26 protein-coding genes and 1 riboswitch are annotated in these 19,896 nt (G+C 74.2%); of the genes, 15 read left to right on the top strand and 11 right to left on the bottom strand.

Annotated features, from left to right (window positions below; genetic code table 11):
• The first annotated feature begins 105 nt into the window (after positions 1 to 105).
• Complete coding sequence (locus OHA72_RS58225; RefSeq protein WP_327004684.1) at positions 106 to 654, top strand: magnesium transporter MgtE N-terminal domain-containing protein; 549 nt, start codon at positions 106 to 108, stop codon at positions 652 to 654.
• On the opposite strand, the gene OHA72_RS58220 is transcribed toward OHA72_RS58225, so the two are convergent.
• Positions 647 to 1,468 carry an ABC transporter permease gene (locus OHA72_RS58220; RefSeq protein ID WP_327004683.1) on the bottom strand — a complete coding sequence of 274 codons (822 nt, stop codon included), beginning with the start codon at positions 1,466 to 1,468 and terminating at the stop codon, positions 647 to 649. The two genes, OHA72_RS58225 and OHA72_RS58220, sit on opposite strands and share 8 nt — an antisense overlap.
• Positions 1,465 to 2,316, bottom strand: coding sequence for an ABC transporter ATP-binding protein (locus OHA72_RS58215; RefSeq protein ID WP_327004682.1), 852 nt, complete (start codon positions 2,314 to 2,316; stop codon positions 1,465 to 1,467). The genes OHA72_RS58220 and OHA72_RS58215 overlap by 4 nt, the downstream gene beginning before the upstream one ends.
• Positions 2,317 to 2,400: 84 nt before the next feature.
• On the opposite strand from OHA72_RS58215, the gene OHA72_RS58210 reads away from it, so the two are divergent.
• The 3 genes from OHA72_RS58210 (at position 2,401) to OHA72_RS58200 (ending at position 4,503) form a co-directional block, all read left to right on the top strand.
• Positions 2,401 to 3,525: a sensor histidine kinase gene (locus tag OHA72_RS58210; protein ID WP_327004681.1), complete on the top strand. Its 1,125-nt coding sequence runs from the start codon at positions 2,401 to 2,403 to the stop codon at positions 3,523 to 3,525.
• Complete coding sequence (locus OHA72_RS58205; RefSeq protein ID WP_327004680.1) at positions 3,522 to 4,175, top strand: response regulator transcription factor; 654 nt, start codon at positions 3,522 to 3,524, stop codon at positions 4,173 to 4,175. Before OHA72_RS58210 ends, OHA72_RS58205 begins: the two co-directional genes overlap by 4 nt.
• Positions 4,176 to 4,257: 82 nt before the next feature.
• Positions 4,258 to 4,503, top strand: a complete 246-nt coding sequence (locus tag OHA72_RS58200) for a hypothetical protein (RefSeq protein ID WP_327004679.1) — start codon at positions 4,258 to 4,260, stop codon at positions 4,501 to 4,503.
• Between the two features lie 57 nt (positions 4,504 to 4,560).
• Here the strand turns inward: OHA72_RS58200 and OHA72_RS58195 are convergent, their stop codons facing one another.
• The gene (locus OHA72_RS58195; protein ID WP_327004678.1) at positions 4,561 to 5,520 is read right to left on the bottom strand and encodes a GlxA family transcriptional regulator; all 960 of its coding nucleotides are present in this window, start codon (positions 5,518 to 5,520) and stop codon (positions 4,561 to 4,563) included.
• Positions 5,521 to 5,591: 71 nt separating this feature from the next.
• Here OHA72_RS58195 and OHA72_RS58190 point away from each other — a divergent pair, with 71 nt between their 5' ends.
• Positions 5,592 to 6,542: an NADP-dependent oxidoreductase gene (locus OHA72_RS58190; protein ID WP_327004677.1), complete on the top strand. Its 951-nt coding sequence runs from the start codon at positions 5,592 to 5,594 to the stop codon at positions 6,540 to 6,542.
• Here OHA72_RS58190 and OHA72_RS58185 read toward each other — a convergent pair.
• The 3 genes from OHA72_RS58185 to OHA72_RS58175 all read right to left on the bottom strand — a co-directional run bounded on the left by OHA72_RS58185 (position 6,529) and on the right by OHA72_RS58175 (position 8,383).
• Positions 6,529 to 7,227, bottom strand: a complete 699-nt coding sequence (locus OHA72_RS58185) for a hypothetical protein (RefSeq protein WP_327004676.1) — start codon at positions 7,225 to 7,227, stop codon at positions 6,529 to 6,531. The genes OHA72_RS58190 and OHA72_RS58185 overlap by 14 nt on opposite strands.
• Before the next feature lie 96 nt (positions 7,228 to 7,323).
• Positions 7,324 to 7,596, bottom strand: a complete 273-nt coding sequence (locus OHA72_RS58180; protein ID WP_327004675.1) for a hypothetical protein — start codon at positions 7,594 to 7,596, stop codon at positions 7,324 to 7,326.
• Between the two features lie 133 nt (positions 7,597 to 7,729).
• The gene (locus tag OHA72_RS58175) at positions 7,730 to 8,383 is read right to left on the bottom strand and encodes a TetR/AcrR family transcriptional regulator (RefSeq protein WP_327004674.1); all 654 of its coding nucleotides are present in this window, start codon (positions 8,381 to 8,383) and stop codon (positions 7,730 to 7,732) included.
• A gap of 48 nt (positions 8,384 to 8,431) precedes the next feature.
• On the opposite strand from OHA72_RS58175, the gene OHA72_RS58170 reads away from it, so the two are divergent.
• Complete coding sequence (locus tag OHA72_RS58170) at positions 8,432 to 9,241, top strand: alpha/beta hydrolase family protein (protein ID WP_327004673.1); 810 nt, start codon at positions 8,432 to 8,434, stop codon at positions 9,239 to 9,241.
• Here the strand turns inward: OHA72_RS58170 and OHA72_RS58165 are convergent.
• Positions 9,231 to 10,271, bottom strand: coding sequence for an SDR family oxidoreductase (locus tag OHA72_RS58165; RefSeq protein WP_327004672.1), 1,041 nt, complete (start codon positions 10,269 to 10,271; stop codon positions 9,231 to 9,233). The two genes, OHA72_RS58170 and OHA72_RS58165, sit on opposite strands and share 11 nt — an antisense overlap.
• Before the next feature lie 193 nt (positions 10,272 to 10,464).
• On the opposite strand from OHA72_RS58165, the gene OHA72_RS58160 reads away from it, so the two are divergent.
• On the top strand, positions 10,465 to 11,304 hold the full coding sequence (locus OHA72_RS58160; RefSeq protein ID WP_327004671.1) for a helix-turn-helix domain-containing protein: 840 nt from the start codon (positions 10,465 to 10,467) through the stop codon (positions 11,302 to 11,304).
• Here the strand turns inward: OHA72_RS58160 and OHA72_RS58155 are convergent.
• Entirely contained in the window at positions 11,275 to 11,481 is a 207-nt protein-coding gene (locus OHA72_RS58155) for an HAD family hydrolase (protein WP_327004670.1), read from the bottom strand. The genes OHA72_RS58160 and OHA72_RS58155 overlap by 30 nt on opposite strands.
• Positions 11,430 to 11,975, bottom strand: coding sequence for an HAD family hydrolase (locus OHA72_RS58150; protein ID WP_327004669.1), 546 nt, complete (start codon positions 11,973 to 11,975; stop codon positions 11,430 to 11,432). Before OHA72_RS58150 ends, OHA72_RS58155 begins: the two co-directional genes overlap by 52 nt.
• Positions 11,976 to 12,160: 185 nt before the next feature.
• Between OHA72_RS58150 and OHA72_RS58145 the strand changes: the two genes are divergently transcribed.
• The 3 genes from OHA72_RS58145 to OHA72_RS58135 are packed head-to-tail and all read left to right on the top strand — an operon-like array spanning position 12,161 to position 14,350.
• Positions 12,161 to 12,661 carry a beta-class carbonic anhydrase gene (locus tag OHA72_RS58145; protein WP_327004668.1) on the top strand — a complete coding sequence of 167 codons (501 nt, stop codon included), beginning with the start codon at positions 12,161 to 12,163 and terminating at the stop codon, positions 12,659 to 12,661.
• 59 nt (positions 12,662 to 12,720) lie between these two features.
• On the top strand, positions 12,721 to 13,386 hold the full coding sequence (locus OHA72_RS58140; RefSeq protein WP_327004667.1) for a dienelactone hydrolase family protein: 666 nt from the start codon (positions 12,721 to 12,723) through the stop codon (positions 13,384 to 13,386).
• A gap of 10 nt (positions 13,387 to 13,396) precedes the next feature.
• A complete protein-coding gene (locus OHA72_RS58135) occupies positions 13,397 to 14,350 on the top strand; it encodes a quinone oxidoreductase family protein (protein ID WP_327004666.1) in 954 nt (317 codons plus the stop codon).
• Here OHA72_RS58135 and OHA72_RS58130 read toward each other — a convergent pair.
• Entirely contained in the window at positions 14,343 to 14,861 is a 519-nt protein-coding gene (locus tag OHA72_RS58130) for a Uma2 family endonuclease (RefSeq protein WP_327004665.1), read from the bottom strand. The genes OHA72_RS58135 and OHA72_RS58130 overlap by 8 nt on opposite strands.
• A gap of 137 nt (positions 14,862 to 14,998) precedes the next feature.
• Positions 14,999 to 15,952: a GlxA family transcriptional regulator gene (locus tag OHA72_RS58125; protein ID WP_327004664.1), complete on the bottom strand. Its 954-nt coding sequence runs from the start codon at positions 15,950 to 15,952 to the stop codon at positions 14,999 to 15,001.
• Positions 15,953 to 16,023: 71 nt separating this feature from the next.
• On the opposite strand from OHA72_RS58125, the gene OHA72_RS58120 reads away from it, so the two are divergent.
• From OHA72_RS58120 to OHA72_RS58100, 5 genes are all read left to right on the top strand, one after another.
• On the top strand, positions 16,024 to 16,764 hold the full coding sequence (locus OHA72_RS58120; protein ID WP_327004663.1) for an MBL fold metallo-hydrolase: 741 nt from the start codon (positions 16,024 to 16,026) through the stop codon (positions 16,762 to 16,764).
• A gap of 9 nt (positions 16,765 to 16,773) precedes the next feature.
• The gene (locus OHA72_RS58115) at positions 16,774 to 17,493 is read left to right on the top strand and encodes a metallophosphoesterase (RefSeq protein ID WP_327004662.1); all 720 of its coding nucleotides are present in this window, start codon (positions 16,774 to 16,776) and stop codon (positions 17,491 to 17,493) included.
• A gap of 10 nt (positions 17,494 to 17,503) precedes the next feature.
• Positions 17,504 to 17,708, top strand: a riboswitch (cobalamin riboswitch).
• A gap of 40 nt (positions 17,709 to 17,748) precedes the next feature.
• The gene (gene bluB, locus OHA72_RS58110) at positions 17,749 to 18,369 is read left to right on the top strand and encodes a 5,6-dimethylbenzimidazole synthase (RefSeq protein WP_327004661.1); all 621 of its coding nucleotides are present in this window, start codon (positions 17,749 to 17,751) and stop codon (positions 18,367 to 18,369) included.
• A 112-nt stretch (positions 18,370 to 18,481) separates the two neighbouring features.
• Positions 18,482 to 18,622, top strand: coding sequence for a hypothetical protein (locus tag OHA72_RS58105; protein WP_327004660.1), 141 nt, complete (start codon positions 18,482 to 18,484; stop codon positions 18,620 to 18,622).
• Positions 18,623 to 18,717: 95 nt separating this feature from the next.
• On the top strand, positions 18,718 to 19,890 hold the full coding sequence (locus OHA72_RS58100) for a hypothetical protein (protein ID WP_327004659.1): 1,173 nt from the start codon (positions 18,718 to 18,720) through the stop codon (positions 19,888 to 19,890).
• The last annotated feature ends 6 nt before the right edge of the window (positions 19,891 to 19,896 follow it).

Raw genomic sequence — 19,896 nt, 5'->3', positions numbered from 1 at the left:
TGGACGCCTACGCCTGGGTCTTCGACCTCGTCGCCGCCGACGCCGGGGTCCGTGAGGCGGCCCTGCAGCGGCACCTGGACCTGCTGTGGCAGCGCTACGCACGGCGTGCCGATCACCCGTCCGCGGCCCGCGCCGGAGCTTGCCGCACTGCCCGCCGCCGAGGCCGCCGCGGCGGTGTTCGAGGCGCTCGAACCCGCGCCGGCGGCCCGGATCGCGGCCGCCATGGGCGACGCCGCCACGGTGGCGGCCGCGATCGCGGCGATGGACGTCCGCTCGGCGGCGTGGATGTTCAACTCGATGCCGCAACCGTTGGCCGCGCAGCTGCTGGCGGCCATGCCGCCGGCCGTGGCCGCGGAGCGGTTTCCCCGCCCGAAGCGCGACCAGGTCCTGCTGCTGATGAGCGCCGAGGACGCCACGGACCGGCTGTGCGCGATGCCGCCGCTGGCGGCGGCATCGCAGCTGCAATGGCGGCCGCCGGACGTCGCCGCCCGGTTCCTGACCGTGATGGATCCTGGCCGCGCTGCCCGGCGACGTCGCGGCCGGGCTGCTGGAGCGGATGCCACCGCAGGACCGGTACCGGGTGCGGTGGACCGTGGAGACCGAGCGCTTCGAGGCGGCCTACCGGGCCGCCTCGAAGCCCGGGCGGTCACGTGACGTCCCGGCGGGTGAGCAGGGCGCCGGCCGAGACGACGAACAGCGCCGTCCAGGCGGCGAGGAGCAGCGCCGCCTGAGCGCCGTCCAATGTGGACAGCACGCCCGGGGTGCCGCCGTCGGTGAAGGTGGCGGCGCCCAGTGCGCCGGCGAGGGAGCCCGCCGCCGTGCCCGGCAGCAGGTCCGCGACCGCGCCGACCGGGGCGAGGACGTTGCCGGTGCCGCGCAGCAGGTTCTCCACCGCGAGGGCCCAGACCATGCCCAGGCCGACGGCCAGGGCCGGGCCGCGGGCCAGGATGCCCAGCAGGACCCCGAACGCCGTCCACATCGCGTGCGTCAGCAGCGCGCCGCCGACCGTCCGGGCGAGGTCCGCGAACCCCGGCGGGGCAAGGGATTGGGACTCGGCGGTGGCGATGACGGCGGCCGCGGCGAAGTTCAGCGCGAACATCGCCGCGACCAGGCCCATGACGACGGCACCGAGCGCACCGACCAGGCCGCTGAACGCCCGGATCCGTGACGGGGACGTGGTCAGGACCGTCTTCCAGGTGCCCCAGCCGTAGCCGCTGCCGGCCGCGAGCGCGCCCAGGACCAGCAGGATCGCCCCGCCGAACATCGGCATGCCCTCCACGGTGGTCACCGGCACCCCGGCGGGCAGCAGACCGGCGAGCAGCGGGGCGTCCTCGCTGACCGGGCGGCTGCCGGTGCGGTAGGACAGGTAGTCGAAGACGTACCCGAACAGCAGGTCCAGGGTGAGCCCGACGCCGAGCAGCACCCACAGCACGGGCCACTTCCGCAGCCGCAGCAGCTCCGCGTTCACGCCACACCCCCGTCGGTCAGGTCGAAGAAGACGTCCTCGAGGGAGCGTTCGACGGTGCGCACCTCGTACACCATGACCCCCGCCTCCACGAGCGCCCGCACCAGCGGCGGAGCCTCCGTGGCGCATCGCAGGCCGCCGTCGGCGACGGAGACGGGGAAGCCGGCCCGCGTCGCGGCGTCGAGCGCCGCGTCGAGCGGTGCGGCCCGCACGAACAGGGTTGCGGCGCCACGGATCGCGGCGACGGTGCTCTCCGCGACCAGCCGCCCGCCGTTGATGACGCCGACGCGGTCGCAGATGTCCTGGACCTCGCCGAGCAGGTGGCTGGACAGCAGCACGGTGCGGCCCTCCCGCGCGAGGTCGCGCAGCAGCCCGCGCATCCCGGCCATCCCGCCGGGGTCCAGGCCGTTGGTCGGCTCGTCGAGCACCAGCAGCTCCGGGTCGCCGAGCAGCGCCGCCGCCACCCCGAGCCGCTGCTTCATGCCGAGGGAGTACGTGCGGAACGCCGCGCGCCCGTCCAGGCCCACCCGGTCGAGGGCGGCGTCGGCGGCGGAGTCCGGCAGGGCGCGGTGCCGGGCGAGCACGCGCAGGTTGTCGCGGCCGGACAGGTACGGGAAGAACCCCGGCCCCTCGATCAGCGCGCCGGTGCGCCGCGCCGCGACCGTCGCGGTGCCCGACGAGGCGCGGACCAGTCCCAGGATCATGCGCAGCGTCGTCGTCTTGCCGGCGCCGTTCGGGCCGAGGAAGCCGTACACCTCGGCCTTGTGGACGGTCAGGCTGACCCCGTCGACCACGGCACGGGTGCCGTAGCGGCGGGTCAGCCGGTCGGTGGAAACCATCGTCTCGGTCATGATCCGAGCATCGGCGCCGGCGGGCGGCACCGCGTCAGCGTGCGGACGGCACCTCACGTACGCAAATCAACGTATCCTCGGCCGATGGTGTCGCGGGCGTGGCGGGTTGTGTGGCCCGCGCTGCTCATCGCCGGGGCCGGGCTGGCCGGCACCGGCGACGCCGGCGAGGGCGAGTTCGGCTGGACCCGCTCGCCGGACCTGACCGCCTACCTGCTCGTCGTGGCCGCGGCGGCCGCCGCGCTCGCGCTGCGCCGGCTGCCCGCGGTGACGCTCGCCGGGTGCGGCGCCGCGGTCGTGGCGTATCTCGCCGCCGGGTATCCCGTCGGGCCGATCCTCGTCGCGGTCCCGGTCGCGGCGGCCGGCGTCGCCGTGGCGTGGCCGGCCGGGCGTTCGGTGCCGGCCAACGTCGCGCTGGGGCTCGCCGTCTACGTGGCCGGTGGGCTCCGCTTCGGCCTGCCCTACAGCGGGGTCGCCGGCACCTGGCCGCTGCTGGTGCTGCTCGCGGTCGCGCTGCCCGCCGCGATCGGCGTGAACGTCCGGACCCGCCGCGACGCGCTCGCCGACGTGCACGAGGCGAACGTCCTGCGGGTGGTCGCCGACGAGCGGACGCGGATGGCCCACGAGCTGCACGACGCCGTCGGGCACGGCCTGGCCGTGATCGCGATGCAGGCCGGGGTCGCGCTGCACGTGCTGGACCGCGACCCCGGCAAGGCGCGGGAGTCGCTCGAGGCGATCCGGGCGACCAGCCGCGACGCCCTGGACGGGATGCGGGCCGAGCTGGGGCTGCTGCGCGGCGAGGGCGACGGGCCGCGGCGGCCGGCGGCCGGGCTCGCCGAGGCGCCGGTGCTGCTGCAGCGGATCCGGTCCGGTGGGCTGGCGGTCGCCGCCGACATCTGGGCGGGGGAGCTGCCGCAGGAGGTGGACGTCGCCGCGTACCGCATCCTGCAGGAGGCGCTGACCAACGTGCTGCGCCACGCCGACGCCGGCAACGCCCGGGTGCGGGTCGCCCGCGACGGCGACGACCTGCTCGTCGAGGTCCACGACGACGGGCGGGCGGCGGGCGCGGCGACCGGCGGCAGCGGGATCACCGGGATGCGGACCCGAGCGGCACGCGCCGGCGGCACCCTCGAGGCCGGCCCGCGACCCGGCGGCGGCTTCGCGGTGACGGCGCGGCTGCCGCTGGAGCCACCGGTGGAGCGAGCGCCGTGATCCGCGTCGTGGTCGCCGACGACCAGGCCCTGGTCCGCATGGGGCTGCGGACCCTGCTCGGCGGCGAGTCCGATGTGGACCTGGTGGCCGAGGCGGCCGACGGGATGGAGGCGGTCGCCACGGTACGCCGCTGCCTGCCCGACGTCGTCCTGCTCGACATCCGGATGCCGGTCCTCGACGGCCTGGCGGCGCTGCGGCAGATCACGGCCGACCCGGCCCTCGCCGCGGTGCGCGTCGTCATGCTCACCACGTTCGAGCTCGACGAGTACATCTTCACCGCGTTGCGCGACGGGGCGAGCGGCTTCGTGCTCAAGGACGCCCCGCCGGAGGACCTGCTGCGCGCGGTGCGGGTCGTCGCCGCGGGCGAGTCGCTGCTGTCGCCGTCGGTGACCCGCCGCGTCATCGAACGCTTCGGCGCCACCGGGTCGCCACCGCCCGTGCCGCACCCGCAGCTGCACCGGCTCACCGACCGGGAGCGGGAGATGGTCGCGTGGGTGGCCACCGGCCGGTCCAACGACGAGATCGCCGCCGCGCTGGTCGTCAGCCCCGCCACGGTCCGCACCCACGTCAGCCGGGCGATGCTGAAGCTGCACGCCCGCGACCGCGCCCAGCTGGTCGTCTTCGCCGTCCAGTCCGGCCTGCGCCCGTAGCGACCACCCCGAAGCCGCGGGCCAGCGACAGTTCAGGGTCGGCAGCGGTCGACGCGCCCAGGAAGCTGGCGTACGCACGCCGGTGACCGATGAGGCCGTCGTCAAGGCGCTGGGGGCCAAGGCGGCCACCGTGCCGTTCACCGCGACCCTCGACGCCGAGGGCCGGCTCACCGAGCTGCTCATCGACGTCCCGGCCGCGGGTCCCACGAAGCCGCACCAGCTCAAGATGACCGTGACCCAGCACGGCACCGTCACGATCCCGGCCAGGCCCACGGGCAAAGCGGTGATCGAGGCGCCGGCGGCCGTGTACGACTTCCTCAACGGCTGAGCGACCCAGCCGGCGGCGCCCGCGGACAGGTGCGAGCGCCGCCGGCGCGGCACGGTGTCAGGCCGGGGCGGTGGCGGCGCGGAAGGTGTTGCGGTAGGCCATCGGCGGCACGCCGATGGCGCCGGCGAGGTGCTGGCGCATGGAGGCGGCGGTGCCGAACCCGGCCTCGGCGGCGACCCGGTCCACCGGCAGGTCGGTGGTCTCCAGCAGGCGCCGGGCATGCTCGATCCGCTGCCGGGTCAGCCACTGCCCCGAGGTCATGCCGACCTCCTCGCGGAAGCGCCGGGAGAACGTGCGGACGCTCATCTGGGCGTGGGCCGCCAGCTCGGCGAGGGAGATCGGACGGTCCAGGCGGCCCAGGGCCCACTGCCGGGTCGCGGCCGTGGTCGCCGTGGCCGGTGACGGGACGGGGCGGTCGATGTACTGGGCCTGGCCGCCCTCGCGCCACGGCGGCACGACGCACAGGCGGGCGACCCGGTTCGCCACGGCGCTGCCGTGGTCGCGGCGGATCAGGTGCAGGCACACGTCGATGCCGGAGGCGGCGCCGGCGGCGGTGAGGACGTCGCCGTCGTCGATGAACAGCACGGAGGCGTCGACGTCGACGGCGGGGAACGTGCGCTGGAAGTGCTCGGCGTCGTTCCAGTGCGTCGTCGCGCGGCGGCCGTCGAGCAGCCCGGCGGCGCCGAGGACGTAGGAGGCGGTGCAGATCGACACGATCCGCGCGCCGGGCCGCAGCCGGCCCAGCGCCGCCGCCAGGGGAGCGGGCAGCCAGTCGCGGGGCCCGTCGGGCGCGCACACGAACGGCGGCACGACGAGCGTGTCGGCGGTGTCGATGGCGGCCGCGTCGTGCTGCACGGTGACGCTGAAGTCGTAGCCGGTGCGGACCGGGGCGCCGTCGAGGCTGCAGGTCACCACCTCGTACAGCGGCCCGGCGGTGCCGAAGATCCGGCTCGGGATGCTCAGCTCGAACGGATACACGCCGTCGAGGGCGAGGACGACGACACGGTGCGCGGCCATGGCCAGATCCTTGCACATACTGGCAATGTGGCCACTGGAATGCGATGCCCGTCACGGCGAGGCTCTGGCGTATGGGAAACAATGCGATGCGCGCGATCGGTCAGGAGACGTTCGGTGGGCCAGAGGTGCTGCGGGTGATGGAGGTGGGCCGGCCCGAGCCGGGGATCTCGGAGGTGCTCGTGCGGGTCCACGCGACCGCCGTGAACCCCACCGACCTGTGGCACCGCAGCACGGGCGGCCTGCTCGGCACCACGGTCCGGCTCGGCTGGGACGTGTCCGGGGTGGTCGAGGAGGTCGGGCTCGGCGTGACCTGGCTGCGGCCCGGCGACGAGGTGTTCGGCATGCCTCGCCTGCCGGAGGCCGCCGGCACGTACGCGGACTACGTGACGTCGCCGGCCCGGCACCTGGCCCGCAAGCCGGCCGGACTGTCGCATGTGGAGGCCGCCGGGCTCGGCCTGGCCGGGCTCACCGCGTGGCAGGCGGTCGTCGACACCGCCGACGTCCGGCCTGGGCAGCGGGTGCTCATCCACGCGGCGGCCGGTGGTGTCGGGCACCTCGCCGTGCAGATCGCCAAGGCCAGGGGCGCGTACGTCATCGGTACGGCCAGGGCCGCGAAGCACGACCTCGTCCGCGGGCTCGGAGCGGACGAGGTGATCGACTACACGGCGGTCGGGTTCGAGGACGCCGTCGCCGACCTCGACGTGGTGGTCGACCCGATCGGCGGCGAGTACGGCCCACGGTCCCTGTCGGCCCTGCGGCCCGGCGGCATCCTGGTGTCCCTCGCCTCGCCCGCCGAGGCGTACCTGGCGGACGTGGCGCGCCGTCAGGGCCGGCGGGCCGGGTTCCTGCTCGTCCAGCCCGACCACGCGGGCCTGCGGTCCCTCGCCGACCTCGTCGACCGGGGGCAGCTGAGGGTCGTCGTGGACGCGGTGCTGCCGCTGGAGGAGGTCGCGGAGGCGCACGAGCGGGTCGCCACCGGCCGCTCGGCCGGGAAGGTCGTGCTCGCCGTCAGCAGACTTTGACGCGCTGCGCGCAGCGGTCGGCAGCGGCCTCGGCGAGGGTGCCGACCATGCCGGCGCCGGTGGTGCCGACGGCCATGTCGTTGAGCCACAGCACGAACTCGCCGCGGCGGACCGCGACGATGTCGGCGGTGACGGCGATGCCGAAGTCGGTGTCGCCGGTCATCCGTACCCCGAAGGCGCGGTCGCCGAGCGTCGCGGGGACCTCGGTCGGCGACAGCGTGAAGCGGACCGTGATGCCGGCGAGCTCCTGGCTGAAGGACCTGCAGGTGGTGACGGCGGCGGCGACCCGGTCCATCGCGGTCGCGGCGCCGCCGGCCGGGAAGTGCACGAGGGCGTTGGTCAGGTACGGCCCGACGACGCCCTTGCTGTAGGTGACGGCGGCGGCCGTGGTGCCCTCGCCGGTCACCGGGTCCAGTGACGGGCAGCCGGGGAAGTTGCCGCCGAGGGTGACCGCGCCGTCGTCGCTGGTGGCGACCGCGACCGGCACGAAGCCTTCGGGCAGGTCGGCCGGCGTGAGCAACGCGGGCCGCAGGTCCTCGGAAGCCCGGGCCTGGGCGGCGGTGGCCGGCGAAGAAGCGTGAGCGGCGGTGGCCGACGAAGCGGTGTGGGCGTGGGCGGCGGTGGCCGGGGAACCGGTCACCGCGACGGCGGCCAGTGCGGCCGTCAGCCTGTGAACCATCCTCATCAACCCAACGCTACGGACGCCCCGCGGCCTTCATAGCGTTTTGCCCGATATCTACGCCAAGTGGGCGGCCCCCCGTGCGAGCCGCTTCGTGCATGGTCAAGCGCCGAGCTGGCCGAACGTCGTGTCAGCCTCGTCGTCGATCTGGAAGCCCGGGCCGATCCTTCGGCCGATCGTCCGGGCGTCCACGTACATCCACCGTTGCACGGCCGCATAGGCCGGGTCCGCGACGTGGTAGCGGCAGCTGCCGCCCCACCATCCGGGCTCGTAGGACACCACGTCCACGAGTCGCCCGGAGAACGGGAACCTGGCCCGGACCTGCTCCGGGATCGTGCATCCGTAGTCCTCGAAGTACGGCTGGACGGTCAGCATCGCCAGTAATCTGCCGCCGTCCTCGCGCCACGCGCGTAACCGCCCGGTGCGCAAGAGCATCCCCGATGTCCGGGTCTGCTCCCGATAGTTCCAATACAGTTCGTCATGTACCAGTTGAGCCGCCGCCATATCGTCATTCTGTCGATGTGATGCCCGTCGATCGCCCATCGTTGGACACCGTTGGACAACCCGCTCGAAGCAGCGCCGCCGCGGCCTGCCCGGCCGTGACCGCGGCGGTGGCTGAGGCGGTGGCTGGGGCGTCCGGTCCAGGGTGGAGATCCGCCAGCACCGTGGCGCCCACGACGAGCGTGAGCAGCTGCCGGCCCGACGCCGCAGGGTCGTGCGCCCCCGCCCGCCGGGCGATCCCGGTGAGCAGGTCGAGGCGCCGGTCCAGGTGCCGTGCGGCGGTGGCGCGAGCGGTGCCCTCGTGCCACTGGGTCGCCGCGTTCAGCAGCGCGCAGCCGCGGAAGGACGGCTCCGCGTGCCACCGCCCGAGCGCGTCGAACACCGCCGCCAGCTGCGCCCACGGGTCCTCGCCGGCGGCGGCCGCGGCGTCGGCCAGCCACCGCGTCACGCGGTCGCTGCGCTCCTGCAGCACCGCCTCGACCAGGCCGTCCTTCGAGCCGAAGTGCCGGTAGAGCGTCTCCTTGGACACCCCGATGCTCGCGCACAGCTCGGCCACGCCGATGCCGTCCAGGCCGCGCCGGTAGAGCAGCTCGGTGGCGGCGGTGAGGATGCCGGCGCGGGTGCGGGCCGGGTCGATCGCGCTTCCCTTGGTGACTGGCACGCCCTAGATGGTACCGAACGGTTCGATCTCTGTGCTAGCGTCCCGACGATGACGACGGTCCCGGCCGCGAGCACACCCGCGGTCTCCTTCACCAGTGGCGGCGAGACCCTCGCCGGCGTCCTGCACCTGCCCGCCGGCCCCGGCCCGCACCCGACGGTCGTGCTGCTGCACGGCTTCCCCGGCAACGAACGCAACTTCGACCTGGCGCAGGCCCTGCGCCGGGCCGGCTACGCCGCGCTGGTCTTCCACTACCGCGGGTCGTGGGGCATGGGCGGCGACTACTCCTGGCGGCACGTCCTGCAGGACGCCGCCACGGTCGTCGCCGCCGTGCGCGCCGAGGCGTTCGCCGCCACGCACCGCCTGGACCCGTCGCGGGTGGCGGTCGCCGGGCACAGTCTCGGCGGGTTCGCGGCGCTGATGACGGCCGCCGCTGACCCGGCGCTCCGCGCGGCCGTCTCCGTGGCCGGGTTCGACGTCGGCAGGGCCGCCGAGCTGTGCGCCGACCCGGCGACCCGCGCGGCGTGCGTCGAGGCGCTCGGCAGCGACCTGCTTCCGCTGCGCGGCACCAGCGGCGAGGCCCTCGTCGGCGAGATGATGGCGGCCGGCCCGGCGTGGCGGCTGGCCGGTCTCGCGTCCGCGTTCGAGGACCGTCCGGTGCTGCTCGTCGGCACCGGGCTGGACCCCGTCGCCCCGCACGAGGTGCACCATGTGCCGCTGGTCCAGGTGTACGGGGCGAGCCCGCGGATCCGCCTCGAGCACGTGCTGTTCCCGACCGACCATGCCCTGTCCGACCACCGGCTGGAGCTCACCGGCGCCGTGCTGGAGTTCCTGGACCGGCACCTGCGGCTCACCGCCTGACCAGCGACCTGGCGATCAGGCTGTCGGCGGAGGCGACGACGGCCTCCTCCGGCGGGCGCGCCCGCCACCCCAGGACGCGGCGTGCCTTGTCGGTGGAGACCTTCTTGACGAAGTTGAGGTCGGCCGCGACGGGGCGGAACTCGGCGGAGAACACGGCGGCGATCCGCACGACGGCGTCCGGGATGCCCCGGGTCGGCACCCGCCCGGCCGCGTCGCCGAGGTGCGTCTTCAGGATCGCCCCGATCTGCCGCATCGCGATCGAGGGACCGCCGGCGAGCAGGAACCGCTGCCCCTGCGCGCCGGGCGCGGTCATCGCCAGCACGTGCGCGTGCGCCACGTCGCGCACGTCGACGATCGGGATCCACAGGTTCGGGTAGCCGGGTAGCTGCCCGTCAAGGATCCGCCGCACGATGTGGTTGGCACCGGAGACGTCCTTGCCGAGCACCGGCCCCATGACGGCGACGGGCAGGATCGTGGTGAGCTGCGTCGCGCCGCCCTCCGCGGCCATGAAGTCCCACGCGGCGCGCTCGGCGAGGATCTTGCTCCGGCCGTACGCGTCCACGCCCGGCCCGTCGAGCACCGACCAGTCGTCCTCGGTGAACGTGCGGTCGGTGTGCGGGTGGCCGAACCCGACCGCGTGGAAGGCGGAGGTGAGCACGACCCGCTTGACGCCGGCGTCGCGGGCGGCGCGCAACACCCGCAGCGTGCCGTCGCGGGCGGGGACGACGACGTCGTCATCGCGCTTGACCTTGCCGAGGTGTACCGGCGACGCCACATGCAGCACGAAGTCGCATCCGCTGACCGCTTCGGCCCATCCGGCGTCGCCGGTGAGGTCGGCGGCGACGAAGCTCAGCGCGTCGCCGCGCACCATGCCGGCGTCGGCGAGCACGGCCCGCACCACCCGCTCCCGCTGCGGCGAACGCACGGTCGTGCGCACGAGGTAGCCCTGGTCGAGCAGCTGCAGGATGCAGTGCCCGGCGATGAAACCGGATCCGCCGGTGACGAGTACCCGCTGCTGGTTCGTGGTCATGCGACCACGGTCCGGCGCCCGGCCGGACCGAGCCAGAGCCCCGGCCAGCCAGGGGTCCGGCAGGACCCCCTCACCGGGCCCCGGCGCGGCCTACCGTTGGCTGCATGAGCGGTCCGGAGCGTAGCGGAGAGATCGCGAGTCAGGGGTGCAGGGTTGGCTCAGGCCGGCGCCGGAGCGTAGCGGAGGTGACGGCATGAGCGAGGAGCCGAACCTGCTGGGCGCGTTCCTGTGCGCCCGCCGGGAGCTCGTCACCCCCGAGGAGGCGGGCGTCCCCGTCGTGGGGGTGCGGCGCACGCCGGGCCTGCGCCGCGAGGAGGTCGCGATGCTGGCCGGCATCAGCGCCGACTACTACCTGCGCCTGGAGCGCGGGCGGGACCGCAGCCCGTCGGTGCAGGTGCTCGAGTCCCTCGCCCGGGTCCTGCGCCTCGACGAGGACACCACGGCGTACCTGCTCGGCCTCGCCGCCGCGAAGTCCCGCCGCCGGCCACGCCCGCGGAAGGAGGCCGTCCCGCCCAGCACCGCCAAGTTCGTCGCGATGCTCCCGCTGCCCGCGTTCATCGAGGGGCGGTACCTCGACGTCCTGGCCGCCAACCCCCTCGCCACGGCCCTCTCGCCGCGCCTCGTCCGGGGCGGCAACCGGCTGCGGGACGTGTTCCTCGACCCGGCCGAGCAGGCCCTGTTCCCCGACTTCGAGCTGGCCGCGGCCGGCCTGGTCGCCGGTTTCCGCCAGGCCACCGGCACCGACGATCCGCGCTGCATCGAGCTGGTCGGCGAGCTGTCCCTGGCCAGCCCGCTGTTCCGGCGGCTGTGGGCCCGCCACGACGTGCGCCCTCGGGTCGGCGCGGTGATCCCCTTCAACCACCCGCAGGTCGGCGAGATCCGCCTGAACCGGGAGAAGCTCCTGGTCGGCAGCACCGACGGCATCATGCTCGTCGTCTACCACCCCGATGCAGGCTCGGCCGACGCGGACAAGCTGGCGCTGCTCGCCTCCGCGTCGGCGCCCTCAGCCGAACGCGTGCAGGCACCCCGGTAGCTCGGTCAGCGACGCGACCCGGTGCGGCTCGTCGAGCGGCCCGGCGCCGTCGCGGTCCAGGTGCACGGCGTGCAGCCCGGCGGCCCGCGCCGCCACCACGTCCAGGTCGTGCCGGTCGCCGACGCTCACCACGGCGGCGGGTGGCAGGCCCCACCGCCGGCACGCCTCGGCGAACACGGCCGGGTCGGGCTTGAACAGCCCCAGCGCTTCCGCGGTGTAGACCGGCCCGGCCCGGCCCGGTCGAGCAGCCCGATCCTGGCCAGCTTGGCGGTCTGCTGCTCCTCGATGCCGTTGGTCAGCACCGCCGTGCGCAGCCCGGCCCGGCGCAACGCCTCCAGCGCCGGTGCGGCGTCGGTGTAAGGCGCCCAGGACTGCTCGTACCCCCGCAGAAACCCGGCGAACAGCAGGTCGAGCCGATCGTCGTCGCCGGTGGGCCGGTCGACCGCGACCAGGAAGTCCCGGACCCGGCGGCGGCGCTGCTGCTGGAACGTGATCCGTCCAGCCCGCCAGTCCCTCAGGTGCCGCTCCTGCACCGTGCGCCACAGGGCCAGGGCCGGCCCGGCCGGCTCGACCCCTACGGTGGGAAGCCACCGCAGCAGCGCCGTCGTCACCGCCGCCTCGTGGTCCAGCAGCGTGCCGTCCAGGTCGAGCAGAACCCCCTGCACCGTCACGGGTGCGGATCATACGGGTGACGTCTATGACGCTATTTCCGATGGGAAATATAGGCATACGATCGGCGGGTGTCGCTGACCATCGCACCCTGCTGTTCTCCACGCTGGACCGGGTCTCCTCGCTGGATCGGGTTTGAGCAAGTAGACCACTACTCCGATATGAGTAATGGGTTTATGGTACGGGCATGACCGTCACCGATGAGCTGCTCTCCAACGCCGAGCGCTACGCCGCCGGCTTCACCAATGGCGACCTGCCGCTGCCGCCCGCGAAGCAGATCGCCGTCGTCGCGTGCATGGACGCCCGGCTCAACCCCTACGGCCTCCTCGGCCTGGCCGAGGGCGACGCCCACGTGATCCGCAACGCCGGCGGCGTCATCACCGCCGACGAGCTGCGCAGCCTCGCGATCAGCCAGCGACTGCTCGGCACCCGCGAGATCGTCCTCATCCACCACACCGACTGCGGCATGCTCACCTTCACCGACGACGAGTTCAAGGCCGGCATCCAGGCCGAGGTCGGCATCAAGCCGCCGTGGTCCGCGGAGGCGTTCACCGACCTCGACGACGACGTGCGCCAGTCGGTCCGCCGCATCCTCGACGACCCGTTCATCCCGCGCAAGGAGTCCGTCCGCGGCTTCGTCTACGACGTCGCCACCGGCAAGCTCCGCGAGGTGCCATCCGAGGACTGATCGCGGCCATCGACGCGGCTATTGGTCGCCGCCGTGCCCTGGTCGTTAGCGTGGCCGGCATGTACATCGCACGGCCGCCGACCGGCGCGGCGCGGCACAGGGTCGTCGTCGGCCATCAGCTCTTCGGCGTCGACGCGCCCGTCCGTGCGTTCGCCGACCGGCTCGCCGCGGCCGGCTGCCTGGTCGCCGTGCCCGACCTGTACCACCGCACCGCACCCGGCATCGAGCTCGCCCAGGACGACGCGGGGCGGGCCCGCGGCTTCGAGCTGCTGCACGCCCTGGACCGCGACGAGGTGGTCCGTGACGTCGCCGGGGCGGTGGACGTCCTGGGCGGCGACCCGGCCCGCGTCAGCATGGTCGGGCTGAGCATGGGCGGGCACGTCGCCTACCTCGCGGCGGCCCGCCTGGGCCTGGCGGCGACCGCGGTGCTGTACCCGGGCTGGCTCACCGGCCCGCAGATCGCGCTGAGCCGCCCGGCGCCGACGGTGACCCTGACGCCCGCGATCACCGGCCGGTTGCTGTTCCTCGTCGGCGCCGACGACCACGTGGTGCCGGCCGCCGACGTCGCCACCGTCGGCGCGGCCCTGCGCGACGCCGGCGTGCGGCACGAGATCGTCGTGTACCCCGGCACGCCGCACGCCTTTCTGCTGCCCGGCCCGCCCACGTTCCGCCCCGACCCGGCGACCGACGCCTGGCGGCGGATCGTGGAGCTGATCACGTCGTAGGGTTGGGATCATGCGCGCCATCCGCTGCGACCGTTTCGGCGGTCCGGAAGTCCTCGTGCCCGCCGACGTCCCCGACCCCGTTGCAGGCCCCGGGCAGGTGCTCGTCGACGTGAGCACGGCCGGGATCAACTACGCCGACACGTCCCGCACGGCAGGCACGTACAGCGGCGGCCAGGCCCTGCCCTTCATCCCCGGCACCGAGGTCGTCGGCCGCGCCCCGGACGGCCGCCGGGTCGCCGCGCTCACCTTCGCCGGCGGCGGCTACGCCGCCCGCGCCGCCGTGTCCACAGTGGACACCGTCGACGTGCCGGACGCCGTCGCAGACGGCCCGGCCCTCGCGCTGCTGGTGCAGGGCCTCACCGCGTGGCACCTGCTGCACGGCAGCGCCGCCCTGCGCCCCGGCGACACGGTCGTGGTCAACGCGGCCGCCGGCGGCGTCGGCACCCTCGCCGTGCAACTCGCCCGCCACCTCGGCGCCGGCCGGATCATCGCCGCCGCCTCCAGCCCCGCGAAACGCGACCTGGCGGCGTCCCTCGGCGCCGACGCCACCGTGGACAGCGACCCCGACGGCTACACCGACCGCGTCCTGGCCGCCAACGGCGGCGCCGGCGTCGACATCGTCCTGGAGTCCACCGGCGGCCCCACGTTCACCGCCGCCCTGGCGGCCCTCGCCCCGCTCGGCCGCCTCGTCACCTACGGCGACGCCTCCCGCGGCGGCCGCCCACCCGTCGAGCCCGCCGACCTGGCCACCCGCAGCATCGCGGTCGCCGGCTTCTGGCTCCGCCCCGTCCTCACCCGCCCCGACGCCTTCCACGGCCCGCTTGCCCAACTGCTGCACCTGACCGCGACCGGCGTCCTGCGCCCGCAGGTCGGCCCCGCCTATCCGCTGGAGGACGCCCGCCGGGCGCACGAGGACCTGCTCGCCCGCCGCACCACCGGCAAGCTCGTCCTCACCGTCAACTGAGCTCGGGCACCGGCCCGTTGAGAAACCAGGCGAGGGGCAGGGGCTCGCGCTCCGCCACGAACTCGCCGTGCACCAGGGTCAGAGCGTGCACGGTCGTTGCCGTGTCGCGCTCGACGATCCAGTAGCGGGGGATGCCTGCGGCCGCATACTCGTCGCGTTTGACCACCCGGTCGATGATCTCACTGTCGGATGACATCACCTCGATGGCCAGGAGCAGGCCGTCACGGCCCGCGTAACTTGACCGGGCCGGGCGGGGCGGCATCCCCTTGGCCCAGACCGTCAGGTCCGGCTGGCGCCCGCCGCCGACGTCGATGCCGCAGTCCGCGGTGACCTGCTCGGCCCCGAATCCGTTGGCGAAGAACCAGTGCATGATCCTGGCCACGACCAGCGCATGCTCCGGGCCGGCCGGCGGCATGATGGACAACACCCCTTCTCGGCTCAGCTCATAGCGGTGGCGCTCATCCGCATCCGCCATGGCTGCGACGTCGTCGAGACTGATGGTGGCCGGCATGTGGGCAGCGATAGCCGCTGGGCTCATGTCGCTCCTCCTGTCCACTCTCGAAGCATAACGACGCCTGACCGGCGTCGAATTGAATATGAGCATAAGACCATGTCAGTGGAATCGCAAAGGCGCCCGGAGCTCCCGCGTCAGGAGGCGCGGAAGCTCGCGCGGTAGGACTGCGGCGGGACACCGACGAGGCGGCGGAAGTGCGGGCGCAGGGCGACGCCGTCGGTGAAACCGCAGGCGCGGGCGACCGCGTCGATGTCCAGGTCCGTGGTGGACAGCACGTGCTGGGCGCGCAGCACCCGCTGCTGCAGCAGCCACCGCAGCGGCGAGGAGCCCGTCGTCTCCCGGAAGCGACGATCGAACGTGCGGCGGCTCAGGTGTACCGCCGCGGCCAGGCGATCCACGTCGAGCGTGACGTCCTCCAGGCGCTCCAGCGCGTGGCGCATCGCGTCGCCGACCGCGTCGCCGGCGCGGAGTTGGGGGACCGGGCGCTCGATGAACTGCGCCTGCCCGCCGGCCCGCTGCGGCGCCACGACGAGGGCGCGGGCGGCGGTGTTGGCCACGTCGGGGCCGTGGTCGCGGCGCAGCAGGTGCAGGCACGCGTCGAGGCCGGCGGCGCTGCCGGCGCTGGTCACGACCGTGCCCTCGTCGACGTAGAGCACGTCGTCGACCACCTCGACGGCCGGGAACCTGGCGGCGAACGTGGGCAGGTGCTTCCAGTGCGTGGTGGCCCGCCGCCCGTCGAGCAGCCCGGCCTCGGCGAGGACGAACGCGCCCAGGCACAGACCGACGACGGTGGCACCCTCGTCGTGGGCGCGGCGGAGCCGGTCGAGGATGCCCGGGGCGACCGGGGCGCCACCCGGCGGCCGCCAGCCGGGCACGATGACGACGCCGGCCGCATCGAGGTCGTCGAGGCCGTGCGGGGCGCTGATCGAGATGCCCGCGGTCGTCGACAGCGGGCCGGGATGCTCCCCTGCGGTGCGCACCGCAAAGCCGGCGCCGACGACGCTGAACACCCGCGGCGCGACCGCGACCTCCAGCATCGGGGCGCCGTCGCCGATGAGCACCCCGACTGTCGTGCGCGCGCGGTTCATGGCTTGATCGTATCGGGGGATGGCGTTCCGGCCACTCCTGGTGGCGGCCGGAAGGCAGGAGAGTGGGGTGCATGACCTTCCAGATCCGCCGGTTCGGCGGCCCGACCGCGGTGTTCACCGTCGGCGGCGTCACGTTCATGACCGACCCGACGTTCGACCCGCCCGGTGACTACCCCCTCGGCAACCGGGTGCTGACCAAGACGGCGGCCGCGTCCGGCACCCCGGCGGACGCCGGCACCGTCGACGTCGTGCTGCTGTCCCACGACCAGCACCCTGACAACCTCGACCACTCCGGTCGGGCCTTCGCGGCGTCGGTACCCCTGATCCTCAGCACTCCGGCAGCGGCCGCCCGGCTGGGCGGCCCCGCGGTCGGCCTGCCGCCGTGGACCGAGGTGCACCTGCCCCGGCCCGGTGGCGGCGGCCTCGTGCGGGTCACCGCCGTGCCCGCGCAGCACGGCCCCGACGGCACCGAGCACCTCACCGGCCCGGTCACCGGCTTCGTCCTGCACGGCGACGACCTGCCCACCGTCTACGTCAGCGGCGACAACGCCTCCCTGGATGTCGTGGCGCGGATCGCCGACCGCTTCCCGGCCGTCGACGTCGCGATCCTGTTCGGCGGCAAGGCCCGCACCGTCCTGCTCGGCGACGCCGACCTGACCCTCGGCGCCGCCGGCATGCTCGAGGCGGCCCGCCTCCTCGGCGCGAAGACGGTCCTGCCCGTCCACGTCGACAGCTGGGCCCACTTCACCGAGGGCCCCGACGACGTGCGCGCCGCGTTCGAAGCCGCGGGTAGCGCGGCGCTGCTGGGGTAACCGGATGGGGTGCTCATCGCCCACCTCAGCGACCTCCACATCGGATCGGAGCCGCCGGACCGCCTCGATCGGGTCGTCGCCTACCTGGGCGGCCTGCAGCGCCCGCTCGACGCGATCGTGGTGACCGGCGACGTCGCCGATCACGGCCTGGCCGCCGAGTACGCGCTGTTCGGCAAGCTCCAGCAGCTCGGCGTGCCGGTGCTGGCGCTGCCGGGCAACCACGACGACCGGTCCGTGTTCCGTGGCGAACTCCTCGACGAGGCGCCGGCGACCGGTCCCGTGAACCGGGTCGAGACCGTCGCCGGGACCGTGTTCGCGCTGTGCGACTCCAGCGTCCCGGGGCATGCCGAGGGCCGGCTGGACGACGACACCCTCGACTGGCTCGACCGCACCCTCGCGGCGACCGCCGGCACGCCCGCGTTCGTGTGCTGCCACCATCCGCCGGTGCCGGTCGGCAAGCCCGCCGCGGACCAGGTCCGCCAGCTCGGCGCGGGCCGGCTCGCCGAGGTCCTCGGCCGGCACCCGGACGTGGTCGCCGTCCTCTGCGGCCACGTCCACAGCGCCGCGGTGAGCACGTTCGCGGGCGTGCCGGTCCTGGCCGCACCGGGCGTCGAGTCCACGATGCTGCTGCCCTGGGAGCCACCGGACCGGCCGGAGGCGCCGCCGGCGCTCGCGTTCCACCTCCTGCGGGACGGCCGCCTCACGACACACTTCCGGCTGTGCGTCTAAGCTCACCGGCGGCATGAACTGATGCGAGGTGCCCCGGGCGACCGGGGAGAATCGGGAAGCCGGTGTGAATCCGGCACGGGCCCGCCGCGGTGATCGGGGAGCTGCCGTCCATGCACGCGCGACAACGTGTGCGGTCACTGGCCTGCGGGCTGGGAAGGCGGACGGTCAGGCGTTGATCCGAGAGTCCGAAGACCGGCCTCGCGTTCACCGCCCGCCCCGCGCCGGGGCCGGCCTGAGCAGCGGGAGCCTGCCCACATGAGCACCGACCTGTATGACGTCGTGCACCGCCGCCGCGACGTGCGCGGCCAGTTCACCGGGGCGCCGATCCCCGCCGAGGTCCTCGACCGCGTGCTCGGCGCGGCCCACGCGGCGCCCAGCGTCGGGCTGTCGCAGCCGTGGGACTTCGTCCTCGTGCGTGATCCCGGCCTGCGCGGCGCGTTCCACGACCACGTGCGGCAGGAGCGGGACACGTTCGCCGCCACCCTGGACGGTGCGGCCGCCGGGACGTTCGCCCGCATCAAGATCGACGGTGTACTGGAGTCGACCCTGTCCGTGGTCGTCACCTACGACGCCGGTCGCGGCGGTCCGGCGGTGCTCGGCCGGCACGCGATCGCCGACGCCGGCCTGTACTCGGTCTGCCTCGCCATCCAGAACCTGTGGCTGGCGGCCACCGCCGAGGGTCTCGGCGTGGGCTGGGTGTCGTTCTACCGCGAGCCGTTCGTCCGTGACCTGCTCGGCATCCCCGACGGCATCCGCCCCGTCGCGTGGCTGTGCCTCGGCCCGGTGACGCACCTGGAGGCGGTGCCGGACCTCGAACGGCACGGCTGGCGTAGCAGGATTCCGCTGGTCGAGGCGCTGCATCACGACCGCTGGTAGCTGTCGGCTAGGCAGGGCCGAAGTGTCATCCGGGTGACTCCACGATAGTTACGCTGCGTGCCATTCTCATTACGCAACGTGATCCACCCATCGTCTGAGGAGGCGAATCCCAATGGCACAGGCCACCACGGAAACCGGCACCAGCACCGAGATGAAGAAGATCGTGGTCCGCAAGGCGGGCGCGGTGCGGCTGACCAGGCTCTGCAACAACTACTGCTACGGCATGTGCTGCTGCGCCGAGTTCCTGGGCTGACGACACACCGGTAGGCCGACACCGCGGGACACCCGGCCGGGGGCGCAACCCACCCTCACCCCCGGCCGGGGTCCCACCAGCAGAGGAGATCTGGCATGCCGACCGGTTCAGTGGCGCTGCACGACCTGCGGTACCTCGACGAGGGCGACCGGGTCGTCGTCGGCCGCACCGACTGCGACTCCTACGGCGTGTTTCCGCCCGACGGTGCCGCACTGCTCCGGGAGGTCGCCGGAGGCCGCCCGCCGCAGGACGCCGCCGCCTGGTACACCGACCGCTACGGCGAACCCGTCGACATCGACGAGTTCCTCGACACCCTGCGGGACCTGGACTTCCTGAGCCCCGACGGCGCGGGGGAGCGGGCCGCCCCGCCGCGCTGGCAGCGCCTCGGCGCGGCCCTGTTCTCACCGGTCGCCTGGGCCTGCTACGCCGCGCTCGTCGCCGCCGCCGTCGCGGCCTGCGTCGCCGACCCGCGGCTCGCGCCCACCCGCGGCAACGTGTTCTTCACCGACTACCTGCTAGTCGTCGAGCTGACCATCCTGTTCGGGCAGCTGCCGTTCGTCGTGCTGCACGAGCTGTTCCACATGCTCGCCGGGCGCCGGCTCGGCCTGCACTCCTCGATGCACCTGGGCCACCGGCTCTACTTTCTCGTGGCCGAGACGAAACTCGACGGGCTCGTCGTCGTCCCGCGGCGGCAGCGGTACCTGCCGATCCTCGCCGGTGTGATCGCCGACGTGCTCACGGCCTCGGCGCTCACCGTCGTGGCGTGGCTGACCCGGCAGCCGGACGGCACCATCCCGGTCGCGGGCCGCGCCTGCCTCGCCGTCGCGTTCATGTCCCTGCTCGGCATCCTCGCGCAGCTGTACTTCTTCCTGCGCACCGACGTGTACCACCTCATCACCACCGTCCTGGGCTGCGTCGACCTGCACGCCACCGCCCGTGAACTGCTGCACAACCGGATGTGGCGGCTGCTCGGGCGCACCGACCGGCTCGCCGACGAGACCCGCTGGGATCCGCGCGACCGTGCCGTGGCCCGCTGGTACGCACCCCTGTACGCCATCGGCTACGCCGCCATGCTCGCCGTGCTCGTGTTCGTCGCGCTGCCGCTGGCGTGGCACTTCCTGGGCACCGCCGTCGCCGCCGTCACCGACCCCGCCGTGCCCGTGGCCCGGTTCTGGGACGCGCTGCTCTTCCTGGTCGCCTCCGCCGGCCAGCTCGTCCTCGCCGCCGCGCTCGCCGTCCGCGACCGCCGTCGCTCCCGCAAGCCCTGAACCCGC

Source organism: Dactylosporangium sp. NBC_01737 (assembly GCF_035963215.1).
Classification (GTDB): Bacteria; Actinomycetota; Actinomycetes; order Mycobacteriales; family Micromonosporaceae; genus Dactylosporangium.
The sequence above is the reverse complement of the archived record's forward strand: the minus strand, read 5'-3'. Positions and strand labels throughout refer to the sequence as shown.